We start from the raw sequence: 15152 nt of genomic DNA, 5'->3' as shown, positions 1-15152 counted from the left end.
CGACGACCGGGAGGACGGAGACACCCATGGCCCACGCAAAACACGACTATCATATCCTGCCGCCATCCATCTGGCCGCTCATGGCGGCGGGCGGTGCCTTTGCCATGCTGTTCGGCGCCGTGAACTGGATGCATGCAGGCTCGCCCTGGCTGTTCCTGATGGGCCTCGTGGCGGTCATCTACGTCATGTACGGCTGGTGGGCCGATGTGGTGCACGAAAGCAATGACGGCGATCACACGCCGGTGGTGCGCCTTGGCCTGCGCTATGGCTTCATCATGTTCATCATGTCCGAGGCGATGTTCTTCGTCGCGTGGTTCTGGGCCTTCTTCAAGCACGCGCTCTACCCGATGAGCGGGTACGAGGGCTCGCTTTACACGATGCCCGATATCCACACGGTCGATCCGTTCCACCTGCCGCTGATCAACACGCTGGTGCTGCTGTTGTCGGGCTGTGCCGTGACCTGGGCCCACCACGCGCTGGTTCACAACGAAAGCCGCCGGGATGTGGAATGGGGCCTCTTGATCGGCGTCGTGCTGGGCGTGGCCTTCACCGGTCTGCAGGCGTTCGAGTACTGGGAGTTGATCGTCCATGACGATTGGACCTTCGGTGGAGACAAGTTCTTTTCGACCTTCTTTCTGGCCACGGGGTTTCACGGTCTGCATGTGATCATCGGAACGATCTTTCTGTTCATCTGCTATTTGCGGGTGAAAGCGGGGCAATTCACCGCTGAGAAGCATATCGGGTTCGAGGCGGCGGCGTGGTACTGGCATTTCGTTGATGTGGTCTGGCTGTTCCTGTTCCTGGCCGTCTATGTCTGGGGGCAAGGTCAGATCTGATCGGCAGCGCCCCCGACATCGGGCGCAGTTCAACGGATCGTGCAAAGAGCCTGCCTGTGGCGGGCTCTTTCATTTGCAGGAGGTGACATGCGGCGGGTGATCTGGCCCCTTGTGTTCGGCATTGGCGGGGTGGCGATTCTGGTCAGCCTTGGCATCTGGCAGGTCCAGCGCCTGGCGTGGAAAGAGGCCATGCTGGCCGAGATCGAGGCGCAGATCGCGGACGCCCCCGTACCGCTTCCCGAGACGCCCGACGCACAAGCGGATCGTTTCCTGCCGGTCGAGGTGACCGGACGGTTCGGCGACGGCTATGCCCGCGTGCTGGTCAGCCAGCGGGGGGCGGGCGCGGGCTATCGCGTGATTTCCCCCTTCGACACCGGCGCGCGCGTGATCCTTGTCGATCGCGGCATCATGCCGACCGAGGGGGCGGTGCCCGCCCATGAGGGCATGGTGACCGTCACTGGAAACCTGCATTCGCCCAACGAGGTGGACGGCTTTACGCCCGATCCCGACCTTGCGCGCAACATCTGGTATGCGCGCGATGTGGACGCGCTGGCCGACCACCTGGGGGCGGACCCGGTTTTCGTGATCGCACGCGGCCTGTCGGTGGACGATACGCCCATCGCGCCCCTGCCGGTGACGACCGAGGGCATCCCGAACGATCACCTGAGCTACGCGGTCACGTGGTTTTCGCTGGCGGTGCTCTGGTTGGGGATGACACTTTATCTTCTGTGGCGTATCAGGCGGCGAACGGTCTGAAGGACAAGCGATGCGGTATGTATCCACGCGGGGGACCGCCCCCGAGTTGACTTTCGAAGAGGCGATGCTGACAGGTCTGGCCCGCGACGGGGGCCTGTATGTGCCCGCCGAGGTGCCGGTGATGGCGCAGGCCGAGATCGCGGCGCTGGCTGGCCTGTCTTACGAGGAGGTCGCCTTTCGCGTGATGCGCCCCTTCATCGGCGACACGTTCACCGATGACGAATTCGGCGCGCTGATCGAAGCGGCCTATGCGGGCTTTGGCCATGCCGCCCGCGCGCCGCTCAAGCAGTTGCAGCCGAACCATTACCTGCTGGAGCTGTTCCACGGCCCCACGCTGGCCTTCAAGGATTTCGCCATGCAGCTGATCGGTCAGCTGTTTCAGGCCGCGCTGAAGCGCCGGGGCGACCGGGTGACCATCGTCGGCGCGACCTCGGGCGATACGGGCTCGGCCGCGATGGAGGCGTTTCGCGGCCTCGACAACGTGTCGGTCTTCATCCTGTTTCCCCATGGTCGCGTGTCCGACGTGCAGCGCCGGCAGATGACCACCGTGTCCGAGGCCAATGCCCATGCCCTCGCGCTGACCGGCGATTTCGACGATTGTCAGGCGCGCGTGAAAGACATGTTCAACGATTTCGACTTCCGCGACCGGGTGCGGCTGGCGGGGGTGAACTCGATCAACTGGGCGCGGGTGCTGGCGCAGGTCGTCTATTATTTCACCGCCGCGGTGAGCCTCGGCGCGCCGCATCGCAAGGTCAGCTTCTGCGTCCCAACAGGCAATTTCGGCGACATTTTTGCAGGCCATATCGCCAAGCGCATGGGCCTGCCGATCGAGCAGTTGATCGTGGCGACCAACCAGAACGACATCCTGCACCGGGCGCTGTCCTCGGGCGATTACGTGACCCATGGCGTCACGCCCTCGATCAGCCCGTCGATGGACATCCAGGTCAGCTCGAATTTCGAGCGCGCACTTTTCGACGCCTATGGCCGCGACGGGGCCGCCGTGGCGCAACTGATGGATGAGTTGAAATCGGGTGGCGGGTTCCACATCAGCCAGGGCGCTTTGCAGGGCTTGCGCGAAACCTTCGCCTCGGGCCGCGCATCGGAGGAAGAAACCAGCGCCATGATCCAGCGCGCGCAGGCCGAGATGGGCGAATTGCTCTGCCCGCATTCGGCGGTCGGCGTGCATGTCGCGCAAGACTTTCAGGGCATCACGCCACTGGTGACGCTGGCCACCGCGCATCCGGCGAAATTCCCCGATGCGGTCGAGGCCGCGACGGGCATTCGCCCCGCGCTTCCGCCGCGCATGGCCGACCTGTTCGACCGCGAGGAACGCGTGACACGGGTCGAGAATGACCTCTCGGCCATCGAGGCCTTGATCGAGGAGGGCGTGTTCGCGTGACGGTAGAGCTTCATACCCTGTCCAACGGGCTGCGTGTCGTGACCGAACACATGCCCTCGATGAAGTCGGCCGCGGTCGGGCTGTGGGTCAGCGCCGGCGGGCGGCACGAACGGGCGGATCAGAACGGGATCGCCCATTTCCTGGAACACATGGCGTTCAAGGGCACGGCGCGCCGCTCGCCCCAGCAGATCGCCGAAGAGATCGAGGATGTGGGCGGCTACCTCAACGCCTATACCTCGCGCGAGGTGACGGCCTATTACGCCCGCGTGTTGGCCGATGACGTGCCGCTGGCCATTGACCTGATCGCCGATATCACGCTGAACCCCGCCTTCGACCCGCGCGAGATCGAGGTGGAGCGCGGCGTGATCTTGCAAGAGATCGGGCAGGCCGCCGATACCCCCGACGACATCATCTTCGACTGGTTGCAGGAAGAGGCCTATCCCGGCCAGCCGCTGGGGCGCACGATCCTTGGTCCCGCCGAGCGCGTGCGCGGGTTTGCGCGGGGCGATTTCGACAGCTTCGTGGCCGAGCATTACGGGCCGGGGCAGTTGATCCTTTCGGCGGCGGGCGCTGTCGACCATGACCAGATCGTGCGGCTGGCCGAGGCGGCCTTTGGCCACCTGAAACCGGTCAGGGCCGCCACGCCCGAACCCGGCCGCTTCGCCGGTGGTGAAAAGCGCGTCGTCAAGGAGTTGGAACAGGCCCATTTCACCCTTGCGCTCGAGGCGCCCGGCTACCGCTCGGACGATATCCACACCGCGCAGATCTACGCTACGGCGCTTGGCGGCGGCATGTCCTCGCGCCTGTTCCAGGAGATTCGCGAACGCCGGGGCCTGTGCTACACGATCTACAGCTCGGTCGGCGCCTTCGACGATACCGGCCTGCTGACGATCTATGCCGGCACCTCGGGCGCGCAGTTGGGCGACCTTGTCGGCCTGACGCTGGACGAGATCCGCCGCTCGGCCGAGGACATGACGGATGCCGAGCTTGACCGCGCCCGCGCGCAGATCAAGGCGGGGCTCTTGATGGGGCTGGAAAGCCCCTCGGCCCGGGCTGAACGCATGGCGCGGCTGGTCGCGATCTGGGGGCGTGTCCCGCCGCTGGAAGAAAGCGTCGCAAAGATCGATGCCGTTACGCTGGACGGGCTGCGGGCCCATGCCTGCGGGTTGGCGCAATCGGGCCGCGCGGCGATGGCGCTTTACGGCCCGGTGGGCGATGCGCCCGATCTGGCCCATGTGACGGAGCGCCTGGCCGCCTGATGCTGAGCCGCAAGCGGCAGATCCGGATCGAGACCGATCGCCTGACCCTACGCCTGCCGCGCCACGCGGATTTCCGGGCCTGGGTCGCGCTGCGCAGCCAATCCGAAGCGTTTCTCAAACCGTGGGAGCCGGCCTGGGCCGCCGACCACCTGACGCGCAAGGCGTTCACCAATCGCGTCTACTGGGCGCAGCGGGCGCTGTCGCAGGGCAATGCGGTGCCGCTCTTCATCCATCGCCGCGACGACGAGGTCCTGCTCGGGGCCATCACGCTCGACAATATCCGGCGGGGGCCGGCGCAATCGGGCACGCTGGGTTACTGGATCGGCGAGGTTCACGCCCGCCAGGGCTACATGCGCGAGGCGATCGAGGGCGTGGTGCATTACGCCTTCCGCGCGCTCGACCTCAGCCGGCTCGAGGCCGCGTGCCTGCCCGAAAACCTTGCTTCGCGCGGTGTGCTGGAGCGGTCGGGTTTCAAATACGAAGGCGTCGCGCAAAGCTATTTGCAGATCAACGGCCGATGGCGGAACCATGTGCTCTATGCCAATCTGCGTCCCGACCGCCGGGGCCGGACCGACGTGGGCTGACCGCCACCGGCGCGCCCCTTTGCCCGCCGGGGATGGTTTCGCCGGCCCGATCGCACTAGGTGACTTGGCATGACAGGTATCCTCGACACGCTGGCCGATCGCTTGCCCGCCGCCGCATTGCGCCCCATGGAGCCCCGTTATCTCGAGGAGCCGCGGGGCCGGTGGCACGGGCTAGGCGCAGCACTGGTGGCCCCGGCCACGACCGCCGAGGTCGCCGAGACCATCCGTGCCTGTGCCCAGACCGGCACCCCCGTGATCCCCTATGGCGGGGGAACCGGGCTGGTCGGCGGGCAATTGGCGCAAAGCGGGACGCCCCCCGTGATCCTGTCGATGGAACGCATGCGGACCATACGCGATGTGGACGCCGCAGCCGGCACGATGACGGTCGAGGCCGGCGCGATCCTGGCCGAGCTGCATCAGGCCGCCGAGGCGCAGGGGTGGATCTTTCCGCTGACGCTGGCCAGCCAGGGCTCGGCCCGGATCGGCGGTTTGCTGGCGACCAATGCGGGCGGGGTCAATGTGCTTCGGTACGGCAACGCGCGCGATCTTTGCCTCGGGATCGAGGCGGTCTTGCCGGACGGGACGGTGATGAACACCCTGTCGCCGCTGCGCAAGAACAACACCGGCTACGATCTGCGTCACCTTCTGATCGGGGCCGAGGGGACGCTCGGGGTGATCACGGCGGCCACGCTGCGCCTGTTTCCCAAGCCCGAGCGCGACGGCGCGGCCTTGATGGTCGTGCCCGATGCCGACGCCGCGCTTGCATTGCTGCGCATGGCCCAGGCGCGGATCGGCGAGGGGATCTCGGCCTTCGAATTGATCGGACGGATGGGGCTCGATTTCCTGGCCGAGGTCGGGCCCGAGGTGAAACAGCCCTTCCCGGATCATCCCGCATGGACCTGCCTGATCGACCTCGGGCTGTCGGGAGGGGCCGACCCGTCAGTTGCGTTGGAGGCCCTGTTCGCCGAAGCGTTCGATGCCGGGTTGGTCACCGACGGCGTGATCGCGCAGTCCGAGGGGCAGCGGCAGGCCTTCTGGAGCGTGCGCGAGTCGATCCCCCTGGCCAACCGGCGGATCGGGGCGATATCGTCGCACGATATCTCGGTGCCGGTGGCGCGCATCCCGGCCTTCATTGCCAGGGCGCCTGGCAAGCTGGCCGAGATCGGGGACTACCGGATCAACTGCTTTGGCCACTTGGGCGACGGCAACCTGCATTACAACGTCTTCCCGATGCCCGGGCGGACGCGTGCGGACCACGAGAGCGAGCGCGGCGCGATCAAGCGCTGCGTGCATGATATGGTGCATGAGATGGGTGGATCCGTTTCGGCCGAGCACGGGATCGGACGGTTCAAGGTCGATGACCTCGAACGCTATGGTGACCCGGGCAAGCTGGCTGCGATGCGGGCGATCAAGGCGGCGCTCGACCCAAAGGGGATCATGAACCCCGGCGCGGTGCTTCGACCCTGACAGAGGTTTCGCGGCCTTGCGGCCGCGACCAGGCGAGGCGCGCCCTCGGGCCTCCTGCGGGAGGCCGCTCGGACGCGCCTGGTGCCTCCGGCGGGAGTTTTTTTGCCAAGATGAAGGACGACGTAACCCTTTGTTAAGGTTAACGCGGCACGGTGAGCCTGCGCCGTGAGCTGGAGAGCGAAGCGGCGTCCAAGGTGAAGCCCCGTGCCCGGACAACACCGGTAGCCAATCCGCTAAAGCCGGGTGCGGGGTCGACCACAACGCGCGGTCCGTGCCTTCATCTTGGCCGAAAACCTCCGGGGGAGCTCGAAGGGCGGGGGCAGAGCCCCCATTTCCCGGAAACTGTCAGGTACGGATGCCGGAAAAGCGCGCCTGCCAATCCTCGCGGGCCTCGTCGCTGATCTTGGCGAAAAGGACATCGGGCACCGTGAAGGCATGACCGGCCGGAAGGGTACTGATCGCCTGCGCCACGCTTTCGGGCCAGGACAGCTCGGTGCCCATGGCCTTGGCCATCGCCGCAGCCGCATCGGGGATGAACGGGGCGGAGAGGCCCGCGTAGACCGGGATGAGGTTCAAGGCAAACCGTGTGATCGCCGCGGCGCGGTCCGGGTCTTCCTTAAAGGCGCTCCAGGGGGCGGCGGATTGCAAATACTCGTTGCCCGCAGCCCAGATGGCGCGCAGTTCGGCCGCCGCCTTTCGGATCTCGATCGCGTCCATGTGGTGCTGGTAGCCGGCCAGTCGGGTTTCCAGTTCCGCGATCAGGGCCTGTTCCTGCTCGCCCATCTCGCCACCTTCCGGCACGACCTCGCCAAATTTCGAGCGGCAGAACTTGGTGATCCGGCTGACGAAATTGCCCAGGACGTCGGCCAGGTCCTTGTTCACGCCGGCCTGGAAATTCTCCCATGTGAATTCGCTGTCCGAGGTTTCGGGCGCATGCGACAGAAGCCACCAGCGCCAGTAATCGGCGGGCAGGATCTCGAGCGCCTGGTCCATGAAGACGCCACGCCCCTGGCTGGTCGAGAATTGCCCGCCATCGTAGTTCAAGTAATTGAAGGACTTGATGTAATCGACCAGTTTCCACGGCTCGCCCGAGCCGAGGATCGTGGCCGGGAAGCTGAGGGTGTGGAATGGCACATTGTCCTTGCCCATGAATTGCACATAGCGCACGCCATCCGCGCCCTTGTCGGTGCGCCACCAGCGTTCCCAGTCATCCCCCTTGCCGGCATCGACCCATTCGGCGGCGCAGGCGATGTATTCGATGGGGGCATCGAACCAGACGTAGAAGACCTTGCCCTCCATGCCGGGCCAGTCCGCGTCGCCCTTTTTCACCGGGATGCCCCAATCAAGGTCGCGGGTGATGCCACGATCCTGCAGGCCGTCGCCATCGTTCAGCCATTTCTTGGCGATGGAGGTGGTCAGCACGGGCCAGTCGGATTTCGAGTCGATCCATGCCTCAAGCCGGTCGCGCATGGCTGATTGGCGCAGGTAAAGATGCTTGGTTTCGCGCACCTCCAGATCGGTCGAGCCCGAGATCGCGCTGTGCGGCTCGATCAGGTCAGTCGGGTCGAGCTGTTTGGTGCAGTTCTCGCACTGGTCGCCGCGGGCCTTGTCATAGCCGCAGTTGGGGCAGGTGCCCTCGATATAGCGGTCGGGCAGGAACCGCCCGTCGGCCTTGGAATAGACCTGTTTTTCGGTGACTTCGCGGATCAGCCCGGCCTCGGCCAGTTTGCCCGCGAAATGCTGGGTCAGCTTGTGGTTCTGCGGGCTGGAGGAGCGCCCGAAATGGTCGAAGGACAGGCGGAAACCGTCCGCGAGTTTCGCCTGCACCTCCCACATTTCGGCGCAATACTCGGCCACGGGCTTGCCGGCCTTGGCCGCGGCCAGTTCGGCAGGGGTGCCATGCTCGTCCGTGGCGCAGAGAAACAGCACCTCGTTGCCGCGCGCACGCATGTAGCGGGCATAGAGATCGGCCGGCAACTGGCTGCCGATCAGATTGCCCAGATGCTTGATCCCGTTGATGTAGGGGATCGCCGAGGTGATGAGGGTGCGCGCCATCTGTAGCCTCCTGCCTTTCGATACGGCCCCGTGTAGCGCCGTGCCGTCGCAGTTGCCAGAGGCGGTGCGATGGAGCGCACCCGAAAATCGCGCCTATCTGGCCGTGTAGCCGCCATCGACCAGATGATACGAGCCGGTCACGAAGCTGGCCTGATCCGACAGCAGATAACAGGTCAGCGAGGCGACTTCGTCCGAGGTGCCCATGCGGCCGACCGGGTGCATCGCGGCAAGGGCCTCTTGCGTGGCCGGATCGAGATGGGTGTCGATCAGCGGCGTATGGATGAAGCCGGGCCCGACCGCATTGACGCGGATATTGTCGGGCGCGTGTTCTATCGCGGCGGTCCTGGTCAGGCCAAGCAGGGCGTGCTTGGACGCGACGTAGGGCGACGCCGTCGCAAAGCCGACGCTGCCCAGAATGGACGAGATGTTGACGATGGCCCCGCCGCCGCCCGCGATCATGGCCGGAATCGCATAGCGCATGCCGTAAAACACCCCGTGCAGGTTCACGTCGATCACGCGGTGCCAGTCCTCGAGCGGGTAGCTGCCGGTCGGTTCGGCGGGTCCGCCGATCCCGGCATTGTTCACCAACAGATCCAGACGGCCGGTTCGGGCGATGGCCAGTTTCACCATGGCCTCAACCTGTTCGGGCTTGGCCACATCGGTCGAGCAGGAGAGCGCCCCGTGCCCGATCTCCTCGGCTTTTTCGGCGCTGGCCTCGGCGCTGAGGTCGGCCAGCAGCACGGTGGCGCCGCTTTGGGCCAGTTCGCGCGCAATCGCAAAGCCGATGCCCGAGGCCGCGCCGGTGACGATGGCGGTTTTGGTGTCGAAGCGAATGTCCATACAAGGCTCCTCATTTCGAATGAACTGCGGCGTCACGGGTTCCGATCCTACCCGCTGCGCGGACCGACGACTTTGTTTCGGATCAAGGACATGGAATTCAGCCGGGAATTTCTCGGATGGCCGGTGACACGGGGCAAGAGGCGCGCGGCCCGGACATGGGTGGCTGGCTTTGGGCGGGGGCGTCGGTGCCGGCCCGCGATGCGATCTCGGGGGTGGTGTTGGCCCCGCGGCGGATGCGCCATGTGGCCGGTGGCGCATGGCGGGCGCGCAACCGTTTCAGGGACCATTCGGCGTGATCGGGCGTGGTGTGGGCCGGCTCCAGACGCCAGCGTGTCTCGATGCCGGGGGCGCCGCCCTCACCCGGCGTCAGCAGCAGTGCAAGGGGCGCGCGGCCGGTCGCCGCCGCCCCGGCCTCGGCCGCCAGATGCAGCCGCCGCACCGGGGTCAGCGCCGGCGGGTCGGGGAAATCGCCCACAACCAGCGGCACCGCGCCACTGCGCAGCGCCTCTTCCATCGACCACAGCAGATCGGCGGGGCGGGCGGCCTCGACGAACAGCAGGCGGTCGGGGGCGATATCCTGGCTGACGCCGGCCATGTGCAACCGGTCCGGGTGCCAAGCGGGGCGTATCCACATCACCGGGCCGGCCGTGGCCCGTGCGACCCACAGCGCCAGCCGCCGCCGGGCGGGGCCGCACAGCTCATGCGTGCGCCCGGCCAGCAGGGTCAGGCCCCCGCAAAAGGCGATGGTCGGCCGGTCCTGCCGATGGCTGGCGCGGGTCAAACGGGTAAGATCCATGGCCTCCAGAATATATGTTCATGCAATGTTCTCAAGGGGTGACTTGTTCTCGGGCGCTGTCCGGCTAGGGTGCGCAGAACCGCGATCACGAACACAGGACGACACCCGACCATGCGCCGTATTCCCTTGGGACGCACCGACAAGACAATCACCGACTACTGCCTCGGCACGATGACATGGGGCAACCAGACGCCCGAGCAGGATGCACATCGGCAGATGGACATGGCCCTGGATGCCGGGATCGATATCGTCGACACCGCCGAGATGTATCCGGTGAACCCCGTTCGGGCCGAAACCGTGGGCTTGACCGAGACGATCCTCGGGAACTGGAACGCCGCCAATCCGGGGCGTCGCGACTCTTATGTTCTGGCGACCAAGATCACCGGCAAGAACAAGGCTTTCGTGCGCCCAGACCAGGACATCACCGCCGAAACCTTTGCCGAGGCGCTCGATGCCTCCCTGTCGCGGCTGCGCACCGATCACATCGATATCTACCAGTTGCACTGGCCGAACCGGGGCAGCTATCACTTCCGCCAGAACTGGGGCTACGACCCGTCCGCGCAGGACAAATCGGCCACGCTGGCCAACATGGTCGAGGTGCTGCAGGCGGCCAAGGCCGCGCAACAGGCGGGAAAGATCGGTCATTTCGCGCTGTCGAACGAAAGTGCCTGGGGCACGGCGCAATGGCTGCAACTTGCCCAACAGCATGATCTGCCGCGCGTCGAGACCATCCAGAACGAATATTCGTTGCTTTGTCGGTTGTATGACACCGATCTGGCCGAGTTGGCGGTGAACGAGCAGGTGACGCTGCTGGCCTACTCGCCCTTGGCCGCGGGGTTGCTGACCGGCAAGTATCAGGGTGGCGCAGTGCCCATCGGCAGTCGAATGAAGGGCAATGGCGATCTTGGCGGGCGTGCCACCGCGCGTGCCTTTGCGGCGGTCGACGCCTATCTGGAGGTCGCGCAAAAGCACGGGCTGGACCCGGTGCACATGGCTTTGGCGTTCACCGTGCAGCGCCCCTTCGCGGTCTCGACGATTTTCGGGGCAACCACATCGGACCAGTTGCAGCGCATTCTCGACGGGGTGCATGTGACGCTGTCCGAGGATGTCCTGACGGATCTCGATACCACGCACCGAGCGCATCCGATGCCTTATTGATCGCCTGTGTGTCAAAATGTGGATAGCTTGGGGATAGGTGGCAGAAGTATAATTCAAAGGCTGAATGTTGAGAGGTATTTGCAGATTTTGGCGGGGTTTTGGTGAGGTGTCCCGCCCGTGTTTGGAGGAAACGCATGACAACAGTCCTGTGCTACGGGGACAGCAACACCCATGGGACCGTGCCGATCGAGGCGATCGGACAGCGGCGGCGGTACCCGCGCGGCACACGCTGGCCCGACGCCATGGGGGCGGCTCTCGGGCCGCGATACGAGGTGCTTGCCGAGGGGTTGCCGGGGCGCACGACCGTGCACGATGATCCCATCGAAGGGGGCAAGCGTTCGGGGCTGGAGGTGCTGCCCGCCATCCTGCTCAGCCACGAGCCGGTCGATCTGCTGATCCTGATGCTGGGGACCAATGATCTCAAACCGCGGTTTTCCGTGACATCCCATGAAATCGCCCGGTCGATCGAACGCTTGATCGTCACCGCCCGTCAGATCCTGCCGGACCTGTCCTTCTGGCCGTTGCGCCGCCCCCGGTGCGCGCCCTCGGGGCGCTGTCCGAGGTGTTCGCAGGGGCGGAAGAGCGCCAGATCGGCTTGCCCACCTTTCTGCGCGACGTGACCGAACGACAGGGCTGCGGTTTTCTCGACGCGGGCCTGAGCGTGGATGTGTCGCCCGTCGATGGCGTCCATTGGGAGGCCGAGGCCCATCGCGATTTCGCTGCCGTCATGGCGCGGGCTGTCCAGGGCATGCGGGATGACCCGGCATGACAGGGCAGGTTGGCATCATCGGGGCGGGGCCTATCGGGGCGGGTTGGGCCGCGCGGTTCGCGCTGATGGGCTGGACCGTGCGCGTGTTCGACCCTGCCCAAGACTGCAAACCAAGTGTTTTGGCGACGCTCGAGCGCGCCCGCGCCAGTCTTCCGGCCCTCTACGACATGCCTTTGCCGCCAGAGGGGCCGGTGAGCCATCATGCGGATCTGGCGGATGTCATACGCAACGCCGATTGGATCCAGCTTGGCCCGTCTGAAGAGTCATCTGAAATTGATCATATTCTTCAGAAGGTTCTGGAGCATCGCTCACCTGATATGATCGTAGCGTCCTCGACCGCTGTACCTTCTTCAAGTGGTCTCGCCTCCGGTCAGATCCTCGTCGCGCAACCGCGCGACCCGGTCTACCTGATCCCCTTGGTCGAACTGACCGTGTCATCTCAAACCCCGGCACTGCACCTCGCCCGCGCCGAAAAAACCCTTCGCGCGCTCGGGATGGCGCCTGTGGTCACGGCCACCGAACGCCCCGGACAGGTCGCCGACAGACTGCAAGCCGCGCTTGTGCAGGAGGCGCAGCAGCTTGTCGCGGAGGGGGGCGCAACATCCCGGCAGATCGAAGATGCGATCCGTCTTGGCCTAGGGCTGCGCTGGATGCAGGCGGGGCTGGAGGATGACGGGGCCCACGCGCCCGACACTGACGCAAGTACCCGCGCCCCGGCGGGCGTGGACGTGGACCCCGAGGGCCATCGCAATGACGTGCTTTTGTCCCTTCTGCGCGTCCTGAAGGATCGTGGGGACGGGGCCGGCGCCGTCCTGCGCGATCACGAGGCCACCCTGGGGCTGACGGTGCCCGATCCGGGATGTTCCGACATGCCAGTGACATTGGACCGGCAGGTTCCCATCACCTGGGTCGATTATAACGGACACATGAACGAGGCGCGGTTTCTGCAAGCGTTTTCAAATGCCTGCGACCAGCTTTTGGAGTGGGCCGGCATGACACCCGAGGCCATCGCGGCCGGCCACAGCGTGTTTACCGTCGAGACGCATCTGCGCCATCTCGACGAGGTGCAGATCGGCGATCGTATTCGCGTCACCGCCCGCGTGCTTGAGGGGGGCGGCAAGAAATTCCATATCTGGCAGGAGTTGCGGGTAGGGGAAAACCTGTGCTCGACCTGTGAGCAACTCTTGCTGCATGTCGATCTGAAAACACGGCGATCCGCCCCCCCGCCCGAGGCCATCGCGACATGGCTGCGCAGGGCCATGGAGGCCCAGGCCGAGATGCCGGTGCCGCAAGGGCTGGGGCGCGCGGTCGCTCAGAGATCCTAGACCACCGATCTGCGCAGCTGTTCGAGATGGCCGGGGATCTCTCGGGCGGATACGCTGGCTTCGCGGACCAGCCAGTCGAAATGCCGGGTGATCGTGCGCACCCGGTCGCGATCCCGAAAGGCGATGTAGTGCCGGCCCATGTAGATCACGGCCATCTTGGGGCCAAAGACGGTCACGGGCGCCGAGTAGACCCAGCGCGCGTCGAACAGAAAGATGCGCAGCCCCGGATAGAACCGGTCGTATACCTCGCGCAACCAGTCCAGCTGCGCCGCGCGGATGTCGGCGCCAAGACCCGCATAATACCCTTCGCCTCGGGCGAAGCTGTCCAATTCGTGCAGGGCAAGCGCCATTTCATGGTCGCTTTCGCTCAGGCGCATCCAATCCAGCCGTTGCGCGGCGGCGTTGATCGCTTCGGTCGGGCGGCGATCCGTCAACGGGGCGTATTCCCACTGCAGGACGGCATCCGTTTTCAACATGTCAGGCAGCGTCGCCGGAACGTGCCGGATCTTGTAGCCTTCGGCCTCCTTGTGCCAGGCAAAGATCTGGTCATCGAGGCCGGTTGCCCGCCCGGTCTCCGAGATCGACAGCGACGAGTCGAGCAGCGCCCCCGCCGGCTCGGGGCGGTCGGACAGCCCCAGCAACCAGTCGGCGGACACGTCCAGGGCCTGTGCGGCGGAGGCCACGACATGGCCGCCCGGCATGCGCAGGTCGTCCTCTGCCAGCATCTGCGTGATCGTCGAGCGATCGACGCCGATCGTCCGGGCCAGCGCCGCGCGGCTTGACCCCGAGCTCTGCAAAGCCGTTGCGAGGCGCTCGCGAAAGACCCGGACACGGTCCGATTTGTTGAGAATAGGAGGCATTGTTTGATTTTCCCTGCAATGTTGATGAAGTCTAGAGAAAATCCGATCTCCCGCACAAGACCGTCCACCCTTATGCCCGGTGGCAGGCGCCATCCTTTGTGGCGCCACGATAAAACCCGGAGAGATGATGCGGATCGAATGGCCCACTCTGGCCCTTATCGCGGCTTGTTATGCGGTTTGGGGCGCGGCGCTCTTTTGGTTGGTGCCGATCGCCCCGCCAATCGCCCTGGCCTGCGTCGCCGTGGCGATCGCGTTCCAAAGCTCGTTGCAGCACGAGGTTCTGCATGGCCACCCCTTTGCGGCGCGGCGCTGGGGCGAGCCGCTGGTGTTTGCCTCGTTGAACCTGGCTGTGCCCTATCTGCGCTTTCGCGACACGCATCTGGCCCATCACATGGATGCCTGTCTGACCGATCCCTATGACGACCCTGAATCGAACTACCTCGATCCGGCCCTCTGGGCACGGTTGCCGCGCTGGCAGCGGGCCGTTCTGCAGGCCAACAACACGCTGTTGGGGCGCATGACGCTTGGCCCGATGATCGGACAGGTCGCATTCATGGTGGCCGATTGGCGCCGCCTGCGCGCGGGTGCCCCCGGCGTTCTCGCGGGGTGGCTCTGGCATCTGCCGTCCACGGCCGGGGTTTTGTGGATCGTCGCCGCATCCCCCATGTCGGTGCCTGCCTATCTGTTGGCCTGCTACGTCGGCCTTGGTTTGCTGAAGATCCGCACCTTTCTCGAACATCAGGCCCATGAACATGCGCGGGGGCGCACCGTCATCATCGAGGACCGGGGGCCATTGGCCTTTCTGTTCCTGAACAACAACCTGCACGTCGTTCACCACATGCACCCGAAACTGCCGTGGTACCGGTTGCCGCGCATCTACGCCGAGAACCGCGACCGCTATCTGAAACGGAATGACGGATACCGCTACGACAGCTACGCCCAGGTTTTCCGGCGCCACCTTCTCGCCGCCAAGGACCCGGTGCCGCACCCGCTTTTTCCTGGGCGGCATCGCTGAAAACGGTCGAAAACGCTTGAGGTTGCGCAGGAT

15 protein-coding genes are annotated in these 15152 nt (G+C 65.4%); 11 read left to right on the top strand and 4 right to left on the bottom strand.

Annotated elements, in window-relative coordinates; genetic code table 11:
* Positions 1-26: 26 nt before the first annotated feature.
* From ROSELON_RS00285 to ROSELON_RS00260, 6 genes are all read left to right on the top strand, one after another.
* The gene (locus ROSELON_RS00285) at positions 27-836 is read left to right on the top strand and encodes a cytochrome c oxidase subunit 3 (protein WP_025310473.1); all 810 of its coding nucleotides are present in this window, start codon (positions 27-29) and stop codon (positions 834-836) included.
* A gap of 87 nt (positions 837-923) precedes the next feature.
* Entirely contained in the window at positions 924-1592 is a 669-nt protein-coding gene (locus ROSELON_RS00280) for an SURF1 family protein (RefSeq protein ID WP_025310472.1), read from the top strand.
* 10 nt (positions 1593-1602) lie between these two features.
* Positions 1603-2991 carry a threonine synthase gene (thrC, locus tag ROSELON_RS00275; RefSeq protein ID WP_025310471.1) on the top strand — a complete coding sequence of 463 codons (1389 nt, stop codon included), beginning with the start codon at positions 1603-1605 and terminating at the stop codon, positions 2989-2991.
* Positions 2988-4250, top strand: a complete 1263-nt coding sequence (locus ROSELON_RS00270) for a M16 family metallopeptidase (protein ID WP_025310470.1) — start codon at positions 2988-2990, stop codon at positions 4248-4250. The genes thrC and ROSELON_RS00270 overlap by 4 nt, the downstream gene beginning before the upstream one ends.
* Complete coding sequence (locus ROSELON_RS00265) at positions 4250-4834, top strand: GNAT family N-acetyltransferase (RefSeq protein ID WP_025310469.1); 585 nt, start codon at positions 4250-4252, stop codon at positions 4832-4834. The genes ROSELON_RS00270 and ROSELON_RS00265 overlap by 1 nt, the downstream gene beginning before the upstream one ends.
* 69 nt (positions 4835-4903) lie before the next feature.
* Positions 4904-6301: an FAD-binding oxidoreductase gene (locus tag ROSELON_RS00260; protein WP_025310468.1), complete on the top strand. Its 1398-nt coding sequence runs from the start codon at positions 4904-4906 to the stop codon at positions 6299-6301.
* 345 nt (positions 6302-6646) lie between these two features.
* Here ROSELON_RS00260 and metG read toward each other — a convergent pair whose 3' ends face one another.
* From metG to ROSELON_RS00245, 3 genes are all read right to left on the bottom strand, one after another.
* The gene (gene metG / locus ROSELON_RS00255) at positions 6647-8356 is read right to left on the bottom strand and encodes a methionine--tRNA ligase (protein WP_025310467.1); all 1710 of its coding nucleotides are present in this window, start codon (positions 8354-8356) and stop codon (positions 6647-6649) included.
* A gap of 93 nt (positions 8357-8449) precedes the next feature.
* Positions 8450-9196, bottom strand: a complete 747-nt coding sequence (locus ROSELON_RS00250; protein WP_025310466.1) for an SDR family NAD(P)-dependent oxidoreductase — start codon at positions 9194-9196, stop codon at positions 8450-8452.
* A 97-nt stretch (positions 9197-9293) separates the two neighbouring features.
* Entirely contained in the window at positions 9294-9992 is a 699-nt protein-coding gene (locus tag ROSELON_RS00245) for an ImuA family protein (protein WP_025310465.1), read from the bottom strand.
* A 111-nt stretch (positions 9993-10103) separates the two neighbouring features.
* Here ROSELON_RS00245 and ROSELON_RS00240 point away from each other — a divergent pair, with 111 nt between their 5' ends.
* The 4 genes from ROSELON_RS00240 (at position 10104) to ROSELON_RS00230 (ending at position 13244) form a co-directional block, all read left to right on the top strand.
* Positions 10104-11150, top strand: coding sequence for an aldo/keto reductase (locus ROSELON_RS00240; protein WP_025310464.1), 1047 nt, complete (start codon positions 10104-10106; stop codon positions 11148-11150).
* Positions 11151-11284: 134 nt separating this feature from the next.
* Positions 11285-11770: a GDSL-type esterase/lipase family protein gene (locus ROSELON_RS00235; protein ID WP_051508324.1), complete on the top strand. Its 486-nt coding sequence runs from the start codon at positions 11285-11287 to the stop codon at positions 11768-11770.
* Positions 11767-11919: a hypothetical protein gene (locus ROSELON_RS18325; RefSeq protein ID WP_198020779.1), complete on the top strand. Its 153-nt coding sequence runs from the start codon at positions 11767-11769 to the stop codon at positions 11917-11919. Before ROSELON_RS00235 ends, ROSELON_RS18325 begins: the two co-directional genes overlap by 4 nt.
* Complete coding sequence (locus ROSELON_RS00230) at positions 11916-13244, top strand: thioesterase family protein (protein WP_025310463.1); 1329 nt, start codon at positions 11916-11918, stop codon at positions 13242-13244. Before ROSELON_RS18325 ends, ROSELON_RS00230 begins: the two co-directional genes overlap by 4 nt.
* On the opposite strand, the gene ROSELON_RS00225 is transcribed toward ROSELON_RS00230, so the two are convergent.
* On the bottom strand, positions 13241-14104 hold the full coding sequence (locus ROSELON_RS00225; protein WP_025310462.1) for a helix-turn-helix domain-containing protein: 864 nt from the start codon (positions 14102-14104) through the stop codon (positions 13241-13243). The two genes, ROSELON_RS00230 and ROSELON_RS00225, sit on opposite strands and share 4 nt — an antisense overlap.
* Before the next feature lie 127 nt (positions 14105-14231).
* Between ROSELON_RS00225 and ROSELON_RS00220 the strand changes: the two genes are divergently transcribed.
* Positions 14232-15119 carry a fatty acid desaturase gene (locus ROSELON_RS00220; RefSeq protein WP_084613848.1) on the top strand — a complete coding sequence of 296 codons (888 nt, stop codon included), beginning with the start codon at positions 14232-14234 and terminating at the stop codon, positions 15117-15119.
* Positions 15120-15152 lie beyond the last annotated feature (33 nt).

The sequence above is a fragment of the Roseibacterium elongatum DSM 19469 genome (assembly GCF_000590925.1).
Lineage (GTDB): Bacteria > Pseudomonadota > Alphaproteobacteria > Rhodobacterales > Rhodobacteraceae > Roseibacterium > Roseibacterium elongatum.
This window is presented reverse-complemented; position numbering and strand designations above follow the sequence as displayed.